This is a genomic window from Methylibium sp. Root1272 (assembly GCF_001425905.1).
In the GTDB taxonomy this organism is placed as follows: Bacteria; Pseudomonadota; Gammaproteobacteria; order Burkholderiales; family Burkholderiaceae_C; genus Methylibium.
Window position 1 is genome coordinate 126,359 of sequence record NZ_LMDY01000013.1, and the last position, 15,214, is coordinate 141,572.

A 15,214-nucleotide genomic window follows, 5' to 3' on the forward strand; every position below is an offset into this window, starting at 1 on the left:
TGGTGAACGGTCGAGGGCCCCTCTTTAGCTGCATTTGTTGAGCGCCCGCAATCCGGATCAAATCGGCGCTGTGGCCTGCAGTATAGCGAGGCCGATCCCGGCCCTAGTCCCCGCCCCACTGCGTGCTCGCCAGTGCCGCTGCGGCGGCGCGCGTCTCGACGCCGAGCTTCTCGAAGACGTGCTCGAGGTGCTTGTTCACGGTGCGCGGGCTCACGCCGAGGATGTCGCCGATGTCGCGGTTGGTCTTGCCCTTGGCCAGCCACGACAGCACCTCGGTCTCGCGCGGCGTCAGCGCCGCCGCGCTGAGCCGGGACGGCGAGGCGGCGCCGTCGCTGCCGTCGCCGCGCTGCAGTTCCAGCAGCCACATCGTCTCGCCCATGCCGGCCGGGCCGAGGCTGCGCAGCGTCAGGCGCTGAGGCAAGGGAGAACCGGGCATCTGGAACACGCGCTCGGTGCCGGCCTCGGCCGGTGCGATCACGTCGCCCGGGCCGTCCGGGCCGCAGGCCGCGAGCCAGCGTTCGGCCTGCGGCGAGCGCCAGGCGATGCGGCCGTGCGCATCGACCAGCAGCACGCCCAGCCCGGCCACGTCGACTGCCTCGCGCGCGAGCCGCGTGATGCGCGCATTGCGGGCGTGCGTGTGCAGCCGCGCCAGCACCTCGGGCGCGCGGATCGGCTTGACCACGTAGTCGACCCCACCGCACGCGAAGCCCTCGACCACGTGCGCGGTCTCCGACAGCCCGGTCATGAAGATCACCGGGATGTGCGTCAGCGCCGGGTCGGCCTTGAGGGCGCGGCAGGTCTCGAAACCCGACATCCCCGGCATCATCGCGTCGAGCAGGATCACGTCGGGCGCCACCAGGCGCAGGCGCTGCAGCGCCGCCTCGCCGTCGCGCGCGATCAGCACCGTGTAGCCGGCGTCTTCCAGCGTGTCGCACAGCATGCCCAGGCTGCTGGGGGCGTCGTCGACCACCAGCACCACCGGGCGCGCGGCCTCGGCCCGCGGCGGCTCAGGCCGGCTGTCCATCGGCGGCCTCCGTCAGGCAGGCCTGCAGGCCTTCGAGATCGAAGCTCGCGAGGCAGGCGCGCAGCCGCGCGCAGGCCGCGGCATGGCGGGCGTCCCCGGCCTCGATCGCGTCGAGCTGCCGCCGCAGGCCGTGCACGTGACCGATCTGCGCCAGCCGCAGCAGCTCGGCGCGCGCCTCGGCCGGCAGGCGGCGCAGGTCGGCCGGCGCCTCCGGCGGCAGCGGCGGCAGGGCCGGCGCGTGCGCGGCGATCCACTCGATGCCGAGGTGGCGCTGCAGCGTCGCGATCAGCTCCGACTCGATCACCGGCTTGCCGATGAAGGCCTGGCACTGCGCGGCCAGCAGGCGTTCGGGCTGGTTCTCGAACATGTTGGCCGACACGATCAGGATCGGCAGCGTGTAGCCGGCGTCGCGCACCAGCCGCGCGGTCTGCCAGCCGTCGAGGTAATCCATCGTGATGTCGAGCAGGATCGCGTCGGGCACCGCTTCTCGCAGACTATCGAGGCATTCGCTGCCGCTGGCCGCCTCGCGCAGCACGAAGCCCAGCGGCGCCAGCATGCCGGCCAGCATCTGGCGCTGCACCGGCTGGTCGTCCACGACCAGCAGCGTGCGCCGCGGGCCCACGTAGCCGCCCACCTGGCGCGGCGCCTCGGCCTGCGGGCCGGGGTCGCTGACCTCGCGCAGGTAAAGCCGCACGCTGAAGGTGCTGCCGCGCCCGGGCTCGCTGGCGAGGCTCAGCTCGCCGCCCATCAGCGAGGTGAGCAGCGCCGTGATGGTGAGGCCCAGCCCGGTGCCCGGTTCGCCGCGCCGGCGCCCCGCCGCGCCGCGCTCGAAGGGCATGAAGATGCGCTGCTGGTCCTGCCGCGCGATGCCGATGCCGGTGTCCACCACGTCGAAGCGCACCACCTCGCGCCGGCAGTCGACGTGCAGCGTCACCGTGCCCTCGTCGGTGAAGCGCACCGCGTTGCTCAACAGGTTGATCAGGATCTGCCGCAGCCGCTTGGCGTCGGCATGCACCCAGGCCGGCATGCGGCCGCTGTGGGTGTAGGCGAAGGTCAGGCGCTTGGCCTGCGCCTGCGGCTGCACCATGCGCACCAGCTCGTCCAGGAAGGCCGGCAGCGGCAGCGCAGCCGGCTCCAGCCGCAGCCGGCCGGCCTCGATGCGGGCCAGGTCGAGCAGGCCGTCGATCAGCCCCATCAGGTGCTCGCCGCTGCGACGGATGGTGTGCACCGCCTCGCGCGGCGCGGCGCTCAGCACGCCGTCCTTCAGCAGGATCTGCGCATAGCCCAGGATGCTGTTGAGCGGCGTGCGCAGCTCGTGCGTCATGCCGGCCACGTAGCGCGTCTTCGCCTGGTTGGCCGACTCGGCCACCTCCTTGGCCGCCTGCAGCGCCGCGTCGGTGCGCTGGTGCGCGTCGATCTCGCGCGTCAGCAGCTGGTTCTGGCGGTTCGACTCCTCCTGCGCGAGGTGGCGGCTCTCGCTGCCCAGCACCATCCACCAGGCGCCCACCGCCGCCACCAGCGCCAGCAGCGCGAACACCTTCAGGAACGGCCCCTGCAGCGCCAGCCCCTGCGCACCGCGCAGCGTGCTCTCCTGGTCGTAGACCACGCCGAAGATCACCGCCAGCAGCGCCAGCAGCGACACCACCGTCACCAGGTAGTGCGCGACGCGCGAGTTCACGTGCGAAGCCAGCGAGGCCGGCAGCACCACGCTGAGCGCCGCGCCCACCTGCTCGGCCGCGCGCGAGCCGCTCTTGCAGCGGTCGTGGCAGCGCGAGTCGAGCGTGCAGCACAGCGAGCAGATCGGTGCCTCGTAGGCCGGGCAGTGCGCCATGTCCTCGGACTCGAAGCGGTTGTCGCACACCGAGCAGGCCACCATCTGGCCGGGCGCCCACTCGGTGCGGCTCTCGCGCGCCACGTAGTAGCGCCCGCGCGTCAGCCAGGCCAGCAGCGGCGAAACCACCATCGCCGTCAGCAGCGCGATGAAGGGCGCGAAGGCCTCGGCCACCGGGCCCAGCACGCCGGCGTAGGCCACGATCGCCAAGGTGGCCGCGAACAGCATCGCGCCCAGCCCGACCGGGTTGATGTCGTAGAGGTGGGCGCGCTTGAATTCGATGTGCTTCGGGCTCCAGCCCAGCGGCTTGTTGATCACCAGGTCGGCCACCAGCGCGCCGACCCAGGCGATCGCCACGTTGCTGTAGAGGCCGAGCACGCGCTCGAGCGCCTCGAACACGCCCAGCGTCATCAGCAACATCGCGATCAGCACGTTGAACACCAGCCAGACCACGCGGCCCGGATGGCTGTGCGTCAGCCGGCCGAAGAAGTTGGACCACGCCAGCGAGCCGGCGTAGGCATTGGTCAGGTTGATCTTGACCTGCGACACGACGACGAACACCGTGGTGGCCAGCAGCACCCAGGTCGAGTTCTCGAACACGTAGGAGAAGCCCGCCAGGTACATCTGCGTCGGCTCGATCGCCTTGTCGGTCGGGATCTGGTGCTGCAGGGCGATGAAGGCGAGGAAGGCGCCGCCCAGCATCTTGATCGCGCCCGGCACGATCCAGCCGGGCCCGGCCACCAGCACCGCGGTCCACCAGCGCACCCGGTTCTTCTTCGTCTTCTCCGGCAGGAAGCGCAGGTAGTCGACCTGCTCGCCGATCTGCACCACCAGCGAGAACGCCACCGTGGCGGCCGCACCGAACATGAGCCAGCTGAAGCCGCTGCTGCCCGAGCTGCGGCCGGCCAGGCCGGTGAAGTCGGCGAAGGCCTCGGGGTTCTTCAGCAGGATCGCCACGTAGGGGCAGAAGAACAGCACGATCCACACCGGCTGCGTCCACAGCTGCAGCCGCGAGATCAGCGTGATGCCGTGCATGACCAGCGGGACGATGCCCAGCGACGACAGCAGGTAGCACAGCGCCAGCGGCCAGTCGAAGTACATCTGCAGCGCCAGCGCCAGGATGGCCGCCTCGAGCGCGAAGAAGATGAACGTGAAGCTGGCGTAGATCAGCGAGGTGAGCGTGGAGCCGAGGTAGCCGAAGCCGGCGCCGCGCGTCAGCAGGTCCATGTCGACGCCGTACTTCGCGGCGTAGTAGCTGATCGGCAGGCCGGTGAAGAAGGTCACCACGCACACCACCAGGATGGCCCACAGCGCGTTCGAGAAGCCGTAGTTCAGCGCCACCGACGCGCCGATGGCCTCGAGCGCCAGGAAGGAGGTGGCGCCGAACGCGGCGTTGCCGACGCGCCACTCCGACCACTTGCGAAAGCTGCGCGGCGTGAAGCGCAGCGCGTAGTCCTCCATGGACTCGTCGGCGACCCAGGCGTTGTAGTCACGCCGGATGCGAAAGATCTTCTGCGTAGCGATCGACACGGTGCACTTCCAGTTCTTCCCCGTGCTGGTGCAAGAACTGCGCCGGGCCGCACCAGGCACCGTTTGCGGGCCCTGCGCCGCATTTGCGGGCTACGTCGATTGACGTATTCGGCCTGCGCACGCTTGTCCGCACCATCGCTTCCGTCGCGGCTGCTTTCGCTTCATGCCGCCTCTTCCAACCACCGTCCGCAGGAGTCGCTAGCCATGTCCCAAGATCGTGATGACGCCCCGTTCTCCGTCGATCGCCGTCGCCTGCTGCAGGGCCTCGGCGCGCTGCCGCTGGCCGGCATGCCGGCCTGGGCGCTGGCCCAGCAGTTCCCGACCGCCAAGGTCAACACCACCAAGCTCGCCATCACCGACACCGAGGTGACGGTGGGCCAGCTGCACTCCAAGACCGGCACGATGGCCATCTCGGAGACCGGCTCGGTGCAGGCCGAGCAGCTCGCCATCGACCAGATCAACGCGATGGGCGGCATCCTCGGCCGCAAGATCAAGGTGATCTCCGAGGACGGCGCCTCCGACTGGCCGAACTTCGCCGAGAAGAGCAAGAAGCTGCTCGTCAACGACCGCGTCGCCACCGTGTTCGGCTGCTGGACCAGCGCCTCGCGCAAGGCGGTGCTGCCGGTGTTCGAGAAGGAGAACGGGCTGCTGTACTACCCGACCTTCTACGAGGGCCTGGAGCAGAGCAAGAACGTCATCTACACCGGCCAGGAAGCCACCCAGCAGATCATCTGGGGCCTGGACTGGGGCGCGAAGGAGAAGAAGGCCAAGACTTTCTTCCTGGTCGGCTCCGACTACATCTGGCCGCGCACCTCGATGAAGATCGCGCGCAAGCACATCGAGAACTTCCAGAAGGGCACGGTCAAGGGCGAGGAGTACTACCCGCTGGGCCACACCAACTTCAACTCGCTGATCAACAAGATCAAGGTCGCCAAGCCCGACTGCATCTTCGCGGCGGTGGTGGGCGGCTCCAACGTGGCCTTCTACAAGCAGCTCAAGGCCGCCGGCATCACCGGCGACAAGCAGTTCCTGCTGACGCTGTCGGTGACGGAAGACGAGATGACCGGTGTGGGCGGCGAGAACTTCGCCGGCTTCTACTCGTCGATGAAGTACTTCCAGTCGCTGACCAACGACAACAACAAGAAGTTCGTCGAGGCCTTCAAGGCCAAGTACGGCAAGGACGCCGTGATCGGCGACGTGACGCAGGCCGGCTACCTGGGCCCGTGGCTGTGGAAGGCGGCGGTCGAGAAGGCCGGCAGCTTCGACGTCGACAAGGTGGTCGCGGCCTCGCCCGGCATCGAGCTGAAGACCGCGCCCGAAGGCTACGTGAAGCTCGACGCCAACCACCACCTGTGGAGCAAGGCGCGCATCGGCCAGGGCCAGCCCGACGCCACCTTCAAGGTGGTGGCCGAGTCGCCCGAGCTGATCAAGCCCGATCCCTTCCCCAAGGGATATCAATAAGAGGCCGAGCCCTCACCCCAGCCCTCTCCCGCCCGCGGGAGAGGGGGCCGAAGACGCACACACCAGGACGCCGCGATGACCTTCTCCGACATGATGAACATCGGCCTGATGCAGGGCTTCGCGGGCCTGAGCCTGTTCGCGGTGCTGCTGCTGATGGGGCTGGGGCTGGCCATCATCTTCGGCCAGATGGGCGTCATCAACATGGCGCACGGCGAGTTCATGACGATCGGCGCCTACACCATCTTCCTGGGCTCCACGCTGACCGAGAAGTTCGCGCCGACGCTGGTGCCCTACTACTTCCCGGTCGCCATCGTGCTGGCCTTCGTGTTCGCCTTCATCGTCGGCTGGGGTGTCGAGTGGGGGCTGATCCGCCACCTGTACAAGCGCCCGCTCGACACGCTGCTTGCCACCTGGGGCGTGAGCCTGGGCCTGCAGCAGATCTTCCGCACCTTCATCGGCCCGAAGGAAGTGAGCCCGACGCTGCCCGACTGGCTGCTCGGCTCCTGGGCGCCGCACGAGGGGCTGGATATCCCGATCAACGGCATGTTCGTGCTGGGCCTGACTGCGCTGGTCACCACGCTGGTGCTGATCGCGCTGTACCGCAGCCGCTGGGGCCTGCGCGTGCGCGCCACCGTCAGCAACCGCACGATGGCCAACGCGATCGGCATCAACACGATGAAGACCGACCGCCTGACCTTCGCGATCGGCTGTGGCATCGCCGGCGTCGCCGGTGCGGCCTTCACGACCATCGGCTCCACCGGCCCGACCTCCGGCTCGCTCTACATCGTCGACGCCTTCCTGGTGGTCACCTTCGGCGGCGCGGCCAGCCTCTTCGGCACCGTGGTCTCGGCCTTCGGCATCGCGCAGACGCAGTCGATCTCCGAATTCTTCATGACCGGCTCGATGGCCAAGGTGCTGACGCTGTCGCTGATCGTGCTGATCCTGATGTTCCGCCCGCAAGGCCTGTTCGCCGTCAAGGTCCGGCGCTGACACCGTTTTCCGACGCAGAGGACCCCTTCCCATGAAATCGCTGCTCGCGTGGTCTAAGAACTCGGGGCTCGGCAGCCTGCTGCTGCTGATCCTGCTGCTCGCGGTCGTGCTGCCGCTCACGCTGGACATCTTCCGCCTCAACCTGGTCGGCAAGTACCTCACCTACGCCTTCGTCGCCGTCGGCCTGGTGATGGTGTGGGGCTACGGCGGCGTGCTGAGCCTGGGCCAGGGCGTGTTCTTCGGCCTCGGCGGCTACGCGATGGCGATGTTCCTGAAGCTCGAGGCGTCCGACCCGGTGACCACCAAGATCCAGACCACGCCGGGCATTCCCGACTTCATGGACTGGAACCAGATCACCGAGCTGCCGCTGATGTGGCTGCCGTTCAAGAGCCTGCCGCTGAGTCTGATCCTGGTGATCGCGGTGCCCACGCTGCTGGCCTGGATCATCAGCTTCGCGATGTTCAAGCGCCGCGTCGGCGGCGTGTACTTCGCGATCATCACGCAGGCGGTCGCGCTGATCCTCACGGTGCTGATCATCGGCCAGCAGGGCTACACCGGCGGCGTCAACGGCATGACCGACCTGAAGACCGTGCTGGGCTGGGACACGCGCACCGACAGCGCCAAGTACGTCCTCTACTACCTCTGCGTGGCGCTGCTGGTGGCCAGCATCCTGCTGTGCCGCTGGATCCAGACCAGCAAGCTCGGCACCCTGCTGCTGGCGATGCGCGACAAGGAAGACCGGGTGCGCTTCTCCGGCTACGACGTCGCCAACTTCAAGATCTTCACCTTCTGCCTGGCAGCGGCGCTGTCGGGCATCGGCGGCGCGCTGTTCTCGCTGCAGGTGGGCTTCATGTCACCCAGCTTCGTCGGCATCGTGCCGTCGATCGAGATGGTGATCTACGCCGCAGTCGGCGGGCGCATGAGCCTGATCGGCGCGGTCTACGGCACGCTGCTGGTCAATGCCGGCAAGACCTTCTTCTCGGAAAGCTTCCCGGACCTGTGGCTGTTCCTGATGGCCGCGCTGTTCATCGGCGTGACGCTGGCCTTCCCGATGGGGCTGGCCGGTCTGTGGGAGAGCCATGTGAAGCCGTGGTGGACGAAGCGCCAGGCCGACCGCCGATCGACCCGCGAACGCGTCGCCGCCGCGCACGCCGCCTACCCCGATGCGCCGCCCAAGCCGGCCCGCGCCACGCCGCCATCCGGCGACCCGAAGCTGCCCGGCGGCGTGAGCGGCCAGCGCGCCTGAACCGAGGACCCACGACATGAGCAACACGGATTTCGCGCTGGCAGTCGAGGACCTGACGGTCTCCTTCGATGGCTTCAAGGCCATCGACAAGCTCACGCTCTACATCGACAAGAACGAGCTGCGCGTGATCATCGGCCCGAACGGCGCCGGCAAGACCACGCTGCTCGACCTGATCTGCGGCAAGACCAAGGCGAGCCACGGCAGCATCCGCTTCCAGAACATCGAGCTCACGAAGATGGCCGAGCACAAGCGCGTGCGCCTGGGCATCGGCCGCAAGTTCCAGACGCCGTCGATCTACGAGAACCTGTCGGTGTTCAAGAACCTCGAGGTGTCGTTCCCCAGGGGCCGCTCGGTCACCGGGGCGCTGTTCTTCAAGTGCGACGACACCGTGAAGGCACGCGTGCAGGTGGTGGCCGAGGAGATCGGCCTCGCCACGCTGCTGGAGACCGAGGCCGGCCTGCTGAGCCACGGCCAGAAGCAGTGGCTCGAGATCGGCATGCTGCTGATGCAGGAGCCCGAGCTGCTGATGCTCGACGAGCCGATCGCGGGCATGAGCGCGCGCGAGCGCGAACTCACCGCCGAGCTGCTGCAGCGCATCTGCAAGAACCGCGCGGTCATCGTGATCGAGCACGACATGGACTTCGTGAAGCAGATCGCCCACAAGGTGACCGTGATGCACCAGGGAAAGATCCTCGCCGAAGGCTCGATGGACAAGGTGCAGAACGACCCCAAGGTTATCGACGTCTATCTCGGACATTGAGGAGATCGCCACCATGCTCAACGTCAAGAACCTGCACGTCGCCTACGGCCAGAGCGAGGCCCTGCACGGCATCGACTTCTCGGCCAAGAAGAACGAGACGGTCGCGATCATGGGCCGCAACGGCATGGGCAAGACCACGCTGTTCAAGTCGCTGATCGGCATCCTGCCGCTGAAGTCGGGAACGATCGAGATCGACGGCCACGACGTCTCCAAGGACGAGAGCTACCGCCGCGTCGCCAAGGGCATCGCCTACGTGCCGCAGGGCCGCATGATCTTCCCGACGCTCAGCGTCGAGGAGAACATCCAGACCGGCCTGGAGAACGCGAAGCACAAGGAGATCCCGGAAGAGATCTTCGCGCTGTTCCCGGTGCTGTTCGACATGCGCCGCCGCAAGGGCGGCAACCTGTCGGGCGGCCAGCAGCAGCAGCTCGCGATCGCCCGCGCGCTGGTCACCAACCCCAAGGTGCTGCTGCTCGACGAGCCGACCGAAGGCATCCAGCCTTCGATCATCAAGGACATCGCGAAGGCGCTCAACGAGATCCGCAAGATGCGCGAGATCACGATCGTGGTCTCCGAGCAGGTGCTGAGCTTCGCGATGGACGTGGCCGACCGGCTGTTCGTCATCGAGGGCGGCCGGCTCGTGCACGAGACCCCGCGCGCCAGCACCGACGTGGCCCACATCAAGCAGTACCTCTCCGTTTGACCCCCAAAGCGCCCCCGAGACAACCCCGCCCAAGGAGCCCCTCATGACCGACACCCTGATCAAGGTCGACCTGACGAAGTCGCCCACCGAGAACGAGCTGATCCACAACCGCTGGCACCCGGACATCCCGATGGCCTGCTGGGTCAAGCCGGGCGACGACTTCATCCTCGAGACCTTCGACTGGACCGGCGGCTTCATCAAGAACAACGACAGCGCCGACGACGTGCGCGACATCGACCTGACCACGGTGCACTACCTGTCGGGTCCGGTGGGCGTGAAGGGCGCCGAGCCCGGCGACCTGCTGGTGGTGGACCTGCTCGACATCGGCGCCAAGCCCGACAGCCTGTGGGGCTTCAACGGCTTCTTCAGCAAGAAGAACGGCGGCGGCTTCCTGACCGACCACTTCCCGCAGGCGCAGAAGTCGATCTGGGACTTCCACGGCATGTTCACCAGCTCGCGCCACGTGCCCGGCGTGCAGTTCGCCGGCCTGATCCACCCCGGGCTGATCGGCTGCCTGCCGGACAGGAAGATGCTCGACCTGTGGAACGAGCGCGAGACCGCCTTCATCGCGACCGACCCCGACCGCGTGCCCGCGCTGGCCTGCCCGCCGTTCGCGGCCACCGCCCACATGGGCAAGATGACCGGCGAGGCCAAGGCCAAGGCCGCCGCCGAGGGCGCGCGCACCGTGCCGCCGCGCGAGCACGGCGGCAACTGCGACATCAAGGACCTGTCGCGCGGCTCGAAGATCTACTTCCCGGTGTACGTGGACGGCGCCGGCCTCAGCGTGGGCGACCTGCACTTCAGCCAGGGCGACGGCGAGATCACCTTCTGCGGCGCGATCGAGATGGCCGGCTGGGTGCACATGAAGGTGAGCCTGATCAAGGGCGGCATGGCCAAGTACGGCATCAAGAATCCGATCTTCAAGCCCAGCCCGATCACGCCGCACTACAACGACTACATCATCTTCGAAGGCATCTCGGTCGACGAGCACGGCCAGCAGCACTACCTCGACGTGCACGTGGCCTACCGCCAGGCCTGCCTGAACGCCATCGAGTACCTGAAGAAGTTCGGCTACTCCGGCGCGCAGGCGCACTCCATCCTCGGCACGGCGCCGGTGCAGGGGCACATCAGCGGCGTGGTCGACATCCCGAACGCCTGCGCCACGCTGTGGCTGCCGACGCAGATCTTCGATTTCGACATCAACCCCAGCGCCGCCGGGCCGGTGAAGTACCTCGACGGCTCGATCGACATGCCGCTGTCGCCCGACCTCTGAGCCGTCACGCCACCGTCCGCGCTTCCTCTCTGGCTCCCTCACCCCGGCGGGGGAGAGGGCCGGGGTGAGGGGGCAGCTCCAGCCAACGCGCCATCGCCTCAGCCACCATGCCCACCTACGACTACGCCTGCCCCGACTGCGGCGGCTTCGACGCCTTCCGCACGCTGGCCGCCCGCAACGAGCCGGCCGCCTGCCCCGACTGCCAGCGCGAGTCGCCGCGCGTCTTCGTCAGCGCGCCGCGGCTGGCGCTGATGGCCGGCAGCACCCGCAGCGCGATCGAGGTCAACGAACGCGCGCGCCATGAACCCAAGAGCTCGCGCGACTACCAGCGCCTCAAGCACCCGTCCGGCTGCGGCTGCTGTTCCTCCGGCTCGTCCTCGCGGCGCGGCGCCACGGTGACCGCGGCCAACGGCGCCAAGGCCTTCCCGAGCAAGCGGCCCTGGATGATCAGCCACTGACGGACACGCCCTGCTACAGGGCCTGCGACCGGAGCGCGCAGAATCCGGTCGGCCGGCCTCTCCGCGGGACGCCGGCGCACCGTCCGCGAGGAGCGAGCCCATGCGCAAGACCACCGTCATCGCCGTTGCCCTGATCGCCTGCGCCGCCTCCGTGGCCGCAGAGGAACCGTCGAAGGTGAAGCAGGCCGCGAGCGCGACCGGCGAGGCCGTGTCGAACGCCGCCGCCAAGACCGGTGCGGCCGTCGAACGCGGCGCGAAGAAGACCGGCGCCGCCATCGAGCGCGGTGCCCGCTGGACCGGCGAGGCCGTCGAGACCGGCGCCGAGGCCACCGGCCGCGCGGTCCGCAAGGGCGTGCGCAAGACCGGCGAGGTGATCGAGAGCGGCGGGCAGAAGCTCAAGTCGGCCGGCAGCTAGGGCGCGTCCTCCTCGCCGACGTCCGCCCGATCGTCACGAGGGCTCAGGCGCAGGGCCGCGTGGCGGCCTTCGGCACCGCCGCACGGCGCCCACCGAGCGTCAGCCGCGTCAGCACCAGCGCGCACAGCGCCGCGGCGGCCATGCCGGCCACCATCGGCCGCGCGCTGCCGTCGGCGAAGCCGCTCATCACCGCGATCACCACCGCGCCCAGCACCAGTTGCAGCGTGCCCATCAGCGCCGACGCGGCGCCGGCGATCTCGCCGTGGTCGTCGAGCGCCATCACCGAGGTGGTGGGCACCACCAGGCCGAGGAAGCCGTAGCCGATGAGCATGACGACGATCATCACGTCGAGCCGGTCGATGCCGAGCAGGTTGAGCACCAGCAACGCGCCCAGCGACAGCGCGAAGCCGAGCACCGCCACCCGCACGATGCTCGCGAGGCCGTAGCGTGCCGTCAGCCGGCCGGCGAACTGCGACACGCCGATGAACGAGGCCGCGTTCACGCTGAACGCCAGGCTGTACTGCCGCGGCGTCAGCCCGTAGTGGCCGATGAACACGAAGGACGAGTTGGCCAGGAAGATGAAGAAGCTGGCCATGCCGAAGGCGCCGATCGCGGTGAGCCCGAGGAAGTGGCGGTCGCGCAGCAGCAGCGCGAAGGCGCGCAACGTGCTCGCCACGTCGCTCTGCGTGCGCTGCGCGGCGGGCCGCGTCTCCTCCAGCGTCAGCGCGACCAGCAGCAGGCCCACCACGCCGATGCCGGTGACCGCCCAGAAGATCGCGCGCCAGCCGGCGGCGTCGATCACGAAACTGCCGACCAGCGGCGCGAGGATGGGCGACACGCTGAACACCAGCAGCAGCAGCGACATCAGCCGCGTGGCCTCCACGCCGGTGTGCAGGTCGCGCACGATGGCGCGCGGCACCACGATCGGCGCGCCGCCGCCCAGGCCCTGCAGGAAGCGGAAGGCGATCAGCCAGCCGATGTCGGGCGCGAGCGCGCAGCCCACGCTGCCGACGATGAACAGCCCGATGCCCACGTACAGCGGCGGTTTGCGGCCGAACATGTCGGACGCCGGGCCGTAGACCAGCTGGCTGATCGCGAACGACACGAAGAAGGCCATCAGGCTCATCTGCACCGCGTGCACGTCGGCATGCAGCGCCACGCCGATGGCCGGCAGCGCGGGCAGGTACATGTCGATCGCGAACGGACCGATCGAGGACAGCAGGCCCAGCACCAGGGCCATGCGCAGGAAGTGCGAATTCATCGGGGACGGGAAAGGCGGTGGGCGCGGGCAATCGATCGGGCCGCCGATCATCCTCGAATCGCGGGCACCGCGTGCGCGCACGGACAAGCACACGCGCCCCCCAAGCCCTCTTGATCGCCGTCAAGGACAGCACCCCACCGGCGGCCCTAGCCTCCGGCGTTCCGATCCGCTTGCGCTCGCGCTACCCGCCCCCGATGCCTGCTGCCCGTCCCGACCTCGCGCCACCGTCCGCCGCCCCGAGCGCCATCCCCCACCGCAAGCGGATCCGCGCCTGGCTCGCACCGCTGTCTTCGCGCAGCACGCCCTACGCGCTCGCGCTGACGCTCGTCGACTTGCTGTTGCTGGGCGCCGCGCTGGCCGGCACCGTGATGTTCGAGACGCTGCCGATGAAGCTGCTGGCGGGCATGGCGGCCGGCTTCGTCATCGGCCGCCTGTTCATCCTCGGCCACGACGCCTGCCACCAGAGCCTCACGCCGCACCGTCGGCTGAACCGCTGGCTGGGCCGCCTGGTGTTCTTGCCCTCGCTCACGCCCTACAGCCTGTGGGAGGTGGGGCACAACGTGGTGCACCACGGCTACACCAACCTGAAGGGCTTCGATTTCGTCTGGGAGCCGCGCACGCTCGCGGCCTACCGCGCGCTGCCGCGCTGGCGGCGCGGGCTCGAGCGCCTGTACCGCAGCGGCTGGGCGCCCTGGCTCTACTACCTGGTGGAGATCTGGTGGAGCCGGCTGCTGTTCCCGAACCGGCGCACCATGCCGACGCGGCGCGCGGTGTTCTTCTGGGACGGCGTGCTCGTGGTCGCCGGCGCGGCGGCGTGGATCGCCGGCCTGGTGGCCGCCGCGGCCGCCACCGGCCAGTCGGCCGCGCTGCTGGTCGTCGCGGGCTTCGTGCTGCCCTTCCTGTTCTGGAACGGCATGATCGGCTTCGTGGTCTACGTGCACCACACGCACACCGGTGTGGCGTGGTACGAGGACAAGACGCGCTGGGCGGCGGCCCAGCCCTTCGTATCCACCACCGTCCACCTCACCTTCCGCTCCTTCATGGGCAGCGCGCTGCACCACATCATGGAGCACACCGCGCACCACGTGGACATGAGCGTGCCGCTGTACCGCCTGAAGCGCGCGCAGCGGCTGCTGGAAGAGCGGCTTGCAGGGCACATCGTCGTGCAGCCGTTCTCGTGGCGCTGGTACGCCGAAACCGCGCGGCGCTGCAAGCTCTACGACTTCGAGGCCGGCTGCTGGACCGATTTCTCGGGCCGCCGGACCAGTGCGCCGTTGGCTGCGGGGTAAAGCGTTTCCTTTGCGCATCGTCGATGTGCCAGGCGGCCAAGGCCATCGGGTGGCCGACTGCGCTCATGTCCCCCGGCCAGGCTACGCCTGGCCTCCTCCTCTACTTCGCTCCGTCGGCCACCCGACGTCCTTGGCAGACACAAAGGTGAGTTGCGACGGTCGAACACCAATGACGGTGGTCGATCAGGACGGTGGGGCGCTTTGCGGAGCGAAGTAGAGGAGGAGCGGTCGGCCCGCAGGGCTGGCCGCGGGGGACATGAGCGCAGCAGAGCGCCCTGCCGTCCTGATCTCGCGCCAGACGCTCACCCGTCTAGTCCGTTCGAAAGCAACCGTCTATCAAACCGGAAACTGCGTCGTCGACAGCACCTGCTTGAGCACCATGAACGAGCGGATCTGCCGCACCCCCGGCAGATGCAGAAGCTGCTCGGCGTGCAGGCGGTTGAAGCTGTCGTTGTCGCGCGTGCGCACCAGCATGAAGTAGTCGAACTCGCCGGTGACCACGTGGCACTCCATGCAGCCCGACACGCGGGCGGCGGCCTTCTCGAAATCGGCGAAGGAGTCCGGCGTCGAGCGGTCCAGCACCACACCGATCATCACCAGCATGCCGGCGTCCAGCGCGGCCGGGTTCAGCAGCGCGACGATGCCCTTGATCAGCCCCGCCTGCTTGAGCCGCTCGACGCGGCGCAGACAGGCCGGCGCGCTGAGGTTCACCTTCGCGGCCAGCGCCACGTTCGACACCGAGGCGTCGCGCTGCAGCGCCCGCAGGATGGCCTTGTCGGTGCGGTCCAGGGTCGCCGCGGGCGGTGGTGTCGGCGCACGAGTGGGCGCGGCACGTTGACGAACTTTTGTTGCGCACATGATCTATTTAAAGCAATCCAAGGCTTCTTTCAGGCTGATAAGCCTTTCTATGCTGCGCAAGAACGTCCTTCTTTGCAACCCTGATTTCAGGCGATTTTCCTAAGATGACGACCAT

13 protein-coding genes are annotated in these 15,214 nt (G+C 68.6%); 9 read left to right on the plus strand and 4 right to left on the minus strand.

Annotation, left to right across the window (positions count from 1 at the left end; translation table 11 throughout):
* Positions 1-103: 103 nt before the first annotated feature.
* A complete protein-coding gene (locus tag ASC67_RS09635; RefSeq protein ID WP_056318712.1) occupies positions 104-1,024 on the minus strand; it encodes a response regulator transcription factor in 921 nt (306 codons plus the stop codon).
* Positions 1,008-4,385 (minus strand): ATP-binding protein, encoded by a 3,378-nt coding sequence (locus ASC67_RS09640; RefSeq protein ID WP_056318715.1) that lies wholly within the window; start codon positions 4,383-4,385, stop codon positions 1,008-1,010. The genes ASC67_RS09635 and ASC67_RS09640 overlap by 17 nt, the downstream gene beginning before the upstream one ends.
* A gap of 204 nt (positions 4,386-4,589) precedes the next feature.
* On the opposite strand from ASC67_RS09640, the gene urtA reads away from it, so the two are divergent.
* From urtA to ASC67_RS09680, 8 genes are all read left to right on the plus strand, one after another.
* Positions 4,590-5,846, plus strand: coding sequence for an urea ABC transporter substrate-binding protein (gene urtA, locus ASC67_RS09645; RefSeq protein WP_056318718.1), 1,257 nt, complete (start codon positions 4,590-4,592; stop codon positions 5,844-5,846).
* A 75-nt stretch (positions 5,847-5,921) separates the two neighbouring features.
* Positions 5,922-6,836 (plus strand): urea ABC transporter permease subunit UrtB, encoded by a 915-nt coding sequence (urtB, locus tag ASC67_RS09650; protein WP_056318722.1) that lies wholly within the window; start codon positions 5,922-5,924, stop codon positions 6,834-6,836.
* 31 nt (positions 6,837-6,867) lie between these two features.
* Positions 6,868-8,082, plus strand: coding sequence for an urea ABC transporter permease subunit UrtC (urtC, locus tag ASC67_RS09655; protein ID WP_056318726.1), 1,215 nt, complete (start codon positions 6,868-6,870; stop codon positions 8,080-8,082).
* Positions 8,083-8,098: 16 nt separating this feature from the next.
* Positions 8,099-8,842, plus strand: a complete 744-nt coding sequence (gene urtD / locus ASC67_RS09660; protein WP_056318728.1) for an urea ABC transporter ATP-binding protein UrtD — start codon at positions 8,099-8,101, stop codon at positions 8,840-8,842.
* Between the two features lie 13 nt (positions 8,843-8,855).
* The gene (gene urtE, locus ASC67_RS09665) at positions 8,856-9,545 is read left to right on the plus strand and encodes an urea ABC transporter ATP-binding subunit UrtE (RefSeq protein ID WP_056318732.1); all 690 of its coding nucleotides are present in this window, start codon (positions 8,856-8,858) and stop codon (positions 9,543-9,545) included.
* A gap of 43 nt (positions 9,546-9,588) precedes the next feature.
* Positions 9,589-10,818, plus strand: a complete 1,230-nt coding sequence (gene fmdA, locus ASC67_RS09670; protein ID WP_056318736.1) for a formamidase — start codon at positions 9,589-9,591, stop codon at positions 10,816-10,818.
* 107 nt (positions 10,819-10,925) lie between these two features.
* Positions 10,926-11,276 carry a zinc ribbon domain-containing protein gene (locus ASC67_RS09675; protein WP_056318740.1) on the plus strand — a complete coding sequence of 117 codons (351 nt, stop codon included), beginning with the start codon at positions 10,926-10,928 and terminating at the stop codon, positions 11,274-11,276.
* A gap of 100 nt (positions 11,277-11,376) precedes the next feature.
* Positions 11,377-11,691: a hypothetical protein gene (locus tag ASC67_RS09680; protein ID WP_056318742.1), complete on the plus strand. Its 315-nt coding sequence runs from the start codon at positions 11,377-11,379 to the stop codon at positions 11,689-11,691.
* Positions 11,692-11,734: 43 nt separating this feature from the next.
* Here ASC67_RS09680 and ASC67_RS09685 read toward each other — a convergent pair whose 3' ends face one another.
* Complete coding sequence (locus tag ASC67_RS09685) at positions 11,735-12,952, minus strand: multidrug effflux MFS transporter (protein ID WP_056318747.1); 1,218 nt, start codon at positions 12,950-12,952, stop codon at positions 11,735-11,737.
* A 194-nt stretch (positions 12,953-13,146) separates the two neighbouring features.
* On the opposite strand from ASC67_RS09685, the gene ASC67_RS09690 reads away from it, so the two are divergent.
* Entirely contained in the window at positions 13,147-14,241 is a 1,095-nt protein-coding gene (locus ASC67_RS09690) for a fatty acid desaturase (RefSeq protein WP_200946880.1), read from the plus strand.
* Positions 14,242-14,577: 336 nt separating this feature from the next.
* Here ASC67_RS09690 and ASC67_RS09695 read toward each other — a convergent pair whose 3' ends face one another.
* On the minus strand, positions 14,578-15,099 hold the full coding sequence (locus ASC67_RS09695; protein WP_056318751.1) for an Lrp/AsnC family transcriptional regulator: 522 nt from the start codon (positions 15,097-15,099) through the stop codon (positions 14,578-14,580).
* Positions 15,100-15,214: the final 115 nt, after the last annotated feature.

Excerpts from the sequence above, each read along its gene's own strand:
- ASC67_RS09635 (WP_056318712.1), bottom strand. The coding sequence starts at position 1,024 with ATGGACAGCCGGCCTGAGCCGCCGCGGGCCGAGGCCGCGCGCCCGGTG.
- urtA (WP_056318718.1), top strand. The coding sequence starts at position 4,590 with ATGTCCCAAGATCGTGATGACGCCCCGTTCTCCGTCGATCGCCGTCGC.
- urtB (WP_056318722.1), top strand. The coding sequence starts at position 5,922 with ATGACCTTCTCCGACATGATGAACATCGGCCTGATGCAGGGCTTCGCG.
- urtC (WP_056318726.1), top strand. The coding sequence starts at position 6,868 with ATGAAATCGCTGCTCGCGTGGTCTAAGAACTCGGGGCTCGGCAGCCTG.
- urtD (WP_056318728.1), top strand. The coding sequence starts at position 8,099 with ATGAGCAACACGGATTTCGCGCTGGCAGTCGAGGACCTGACGGTCTCC.
- urtE (WP_056318732.1), top strand. The coding sequence starts at position 8,856 with ATGCTCAACGTCAAGAACCTGCACGTCGCCTACGGCCAGAGCGAGGCC.
- fmdA (WP_056318736.1), top strand. The coding sequence starts at position 9,589 with ATGACCGACACCCTGATCAAGGTCGACCTGACGAAGTCGCCCACCGAG.
- ASC67_RS09675 (WP_056318740.1), top strand. The coding sequence starts at position 10,926 with ATGCCCACCTACGACTACGCCTGCCCCGACTGCGGCGGCTTCGACGCC.
- ASC67_RS09680 (WP_056318742.1), top strand. The coding sequence starts at position 11,377 with ATGCGCAAGACCACCGTCATCGCCGTTGCCCTGATCGCCTGCGCCGCC.
- ASC67_RS09685 (WP_056318747.1), bottom strand. The coding sequence starts at position 12,952 with ATGAATTCGCACTTCCTGCGCATGGCCCTGGTGCTGGGCCTGCTGTCC.
- ASC67_RS09690 (WP_200946880.1), top strand. The coding sequence starts at position 13,147 with ATGCCTGCTGCCCGTCCCGACCTCGCGCCACCGTCCGCCGCCCCGAGC.
- ASC67_RS09695 (WP_056318751.1), bottom strand. The coding sequence starts at position 15,099 with ATGTGCGCAACAAAAGTTCGTCAACGTGCCGCGCCCACTCGTGCGCCG.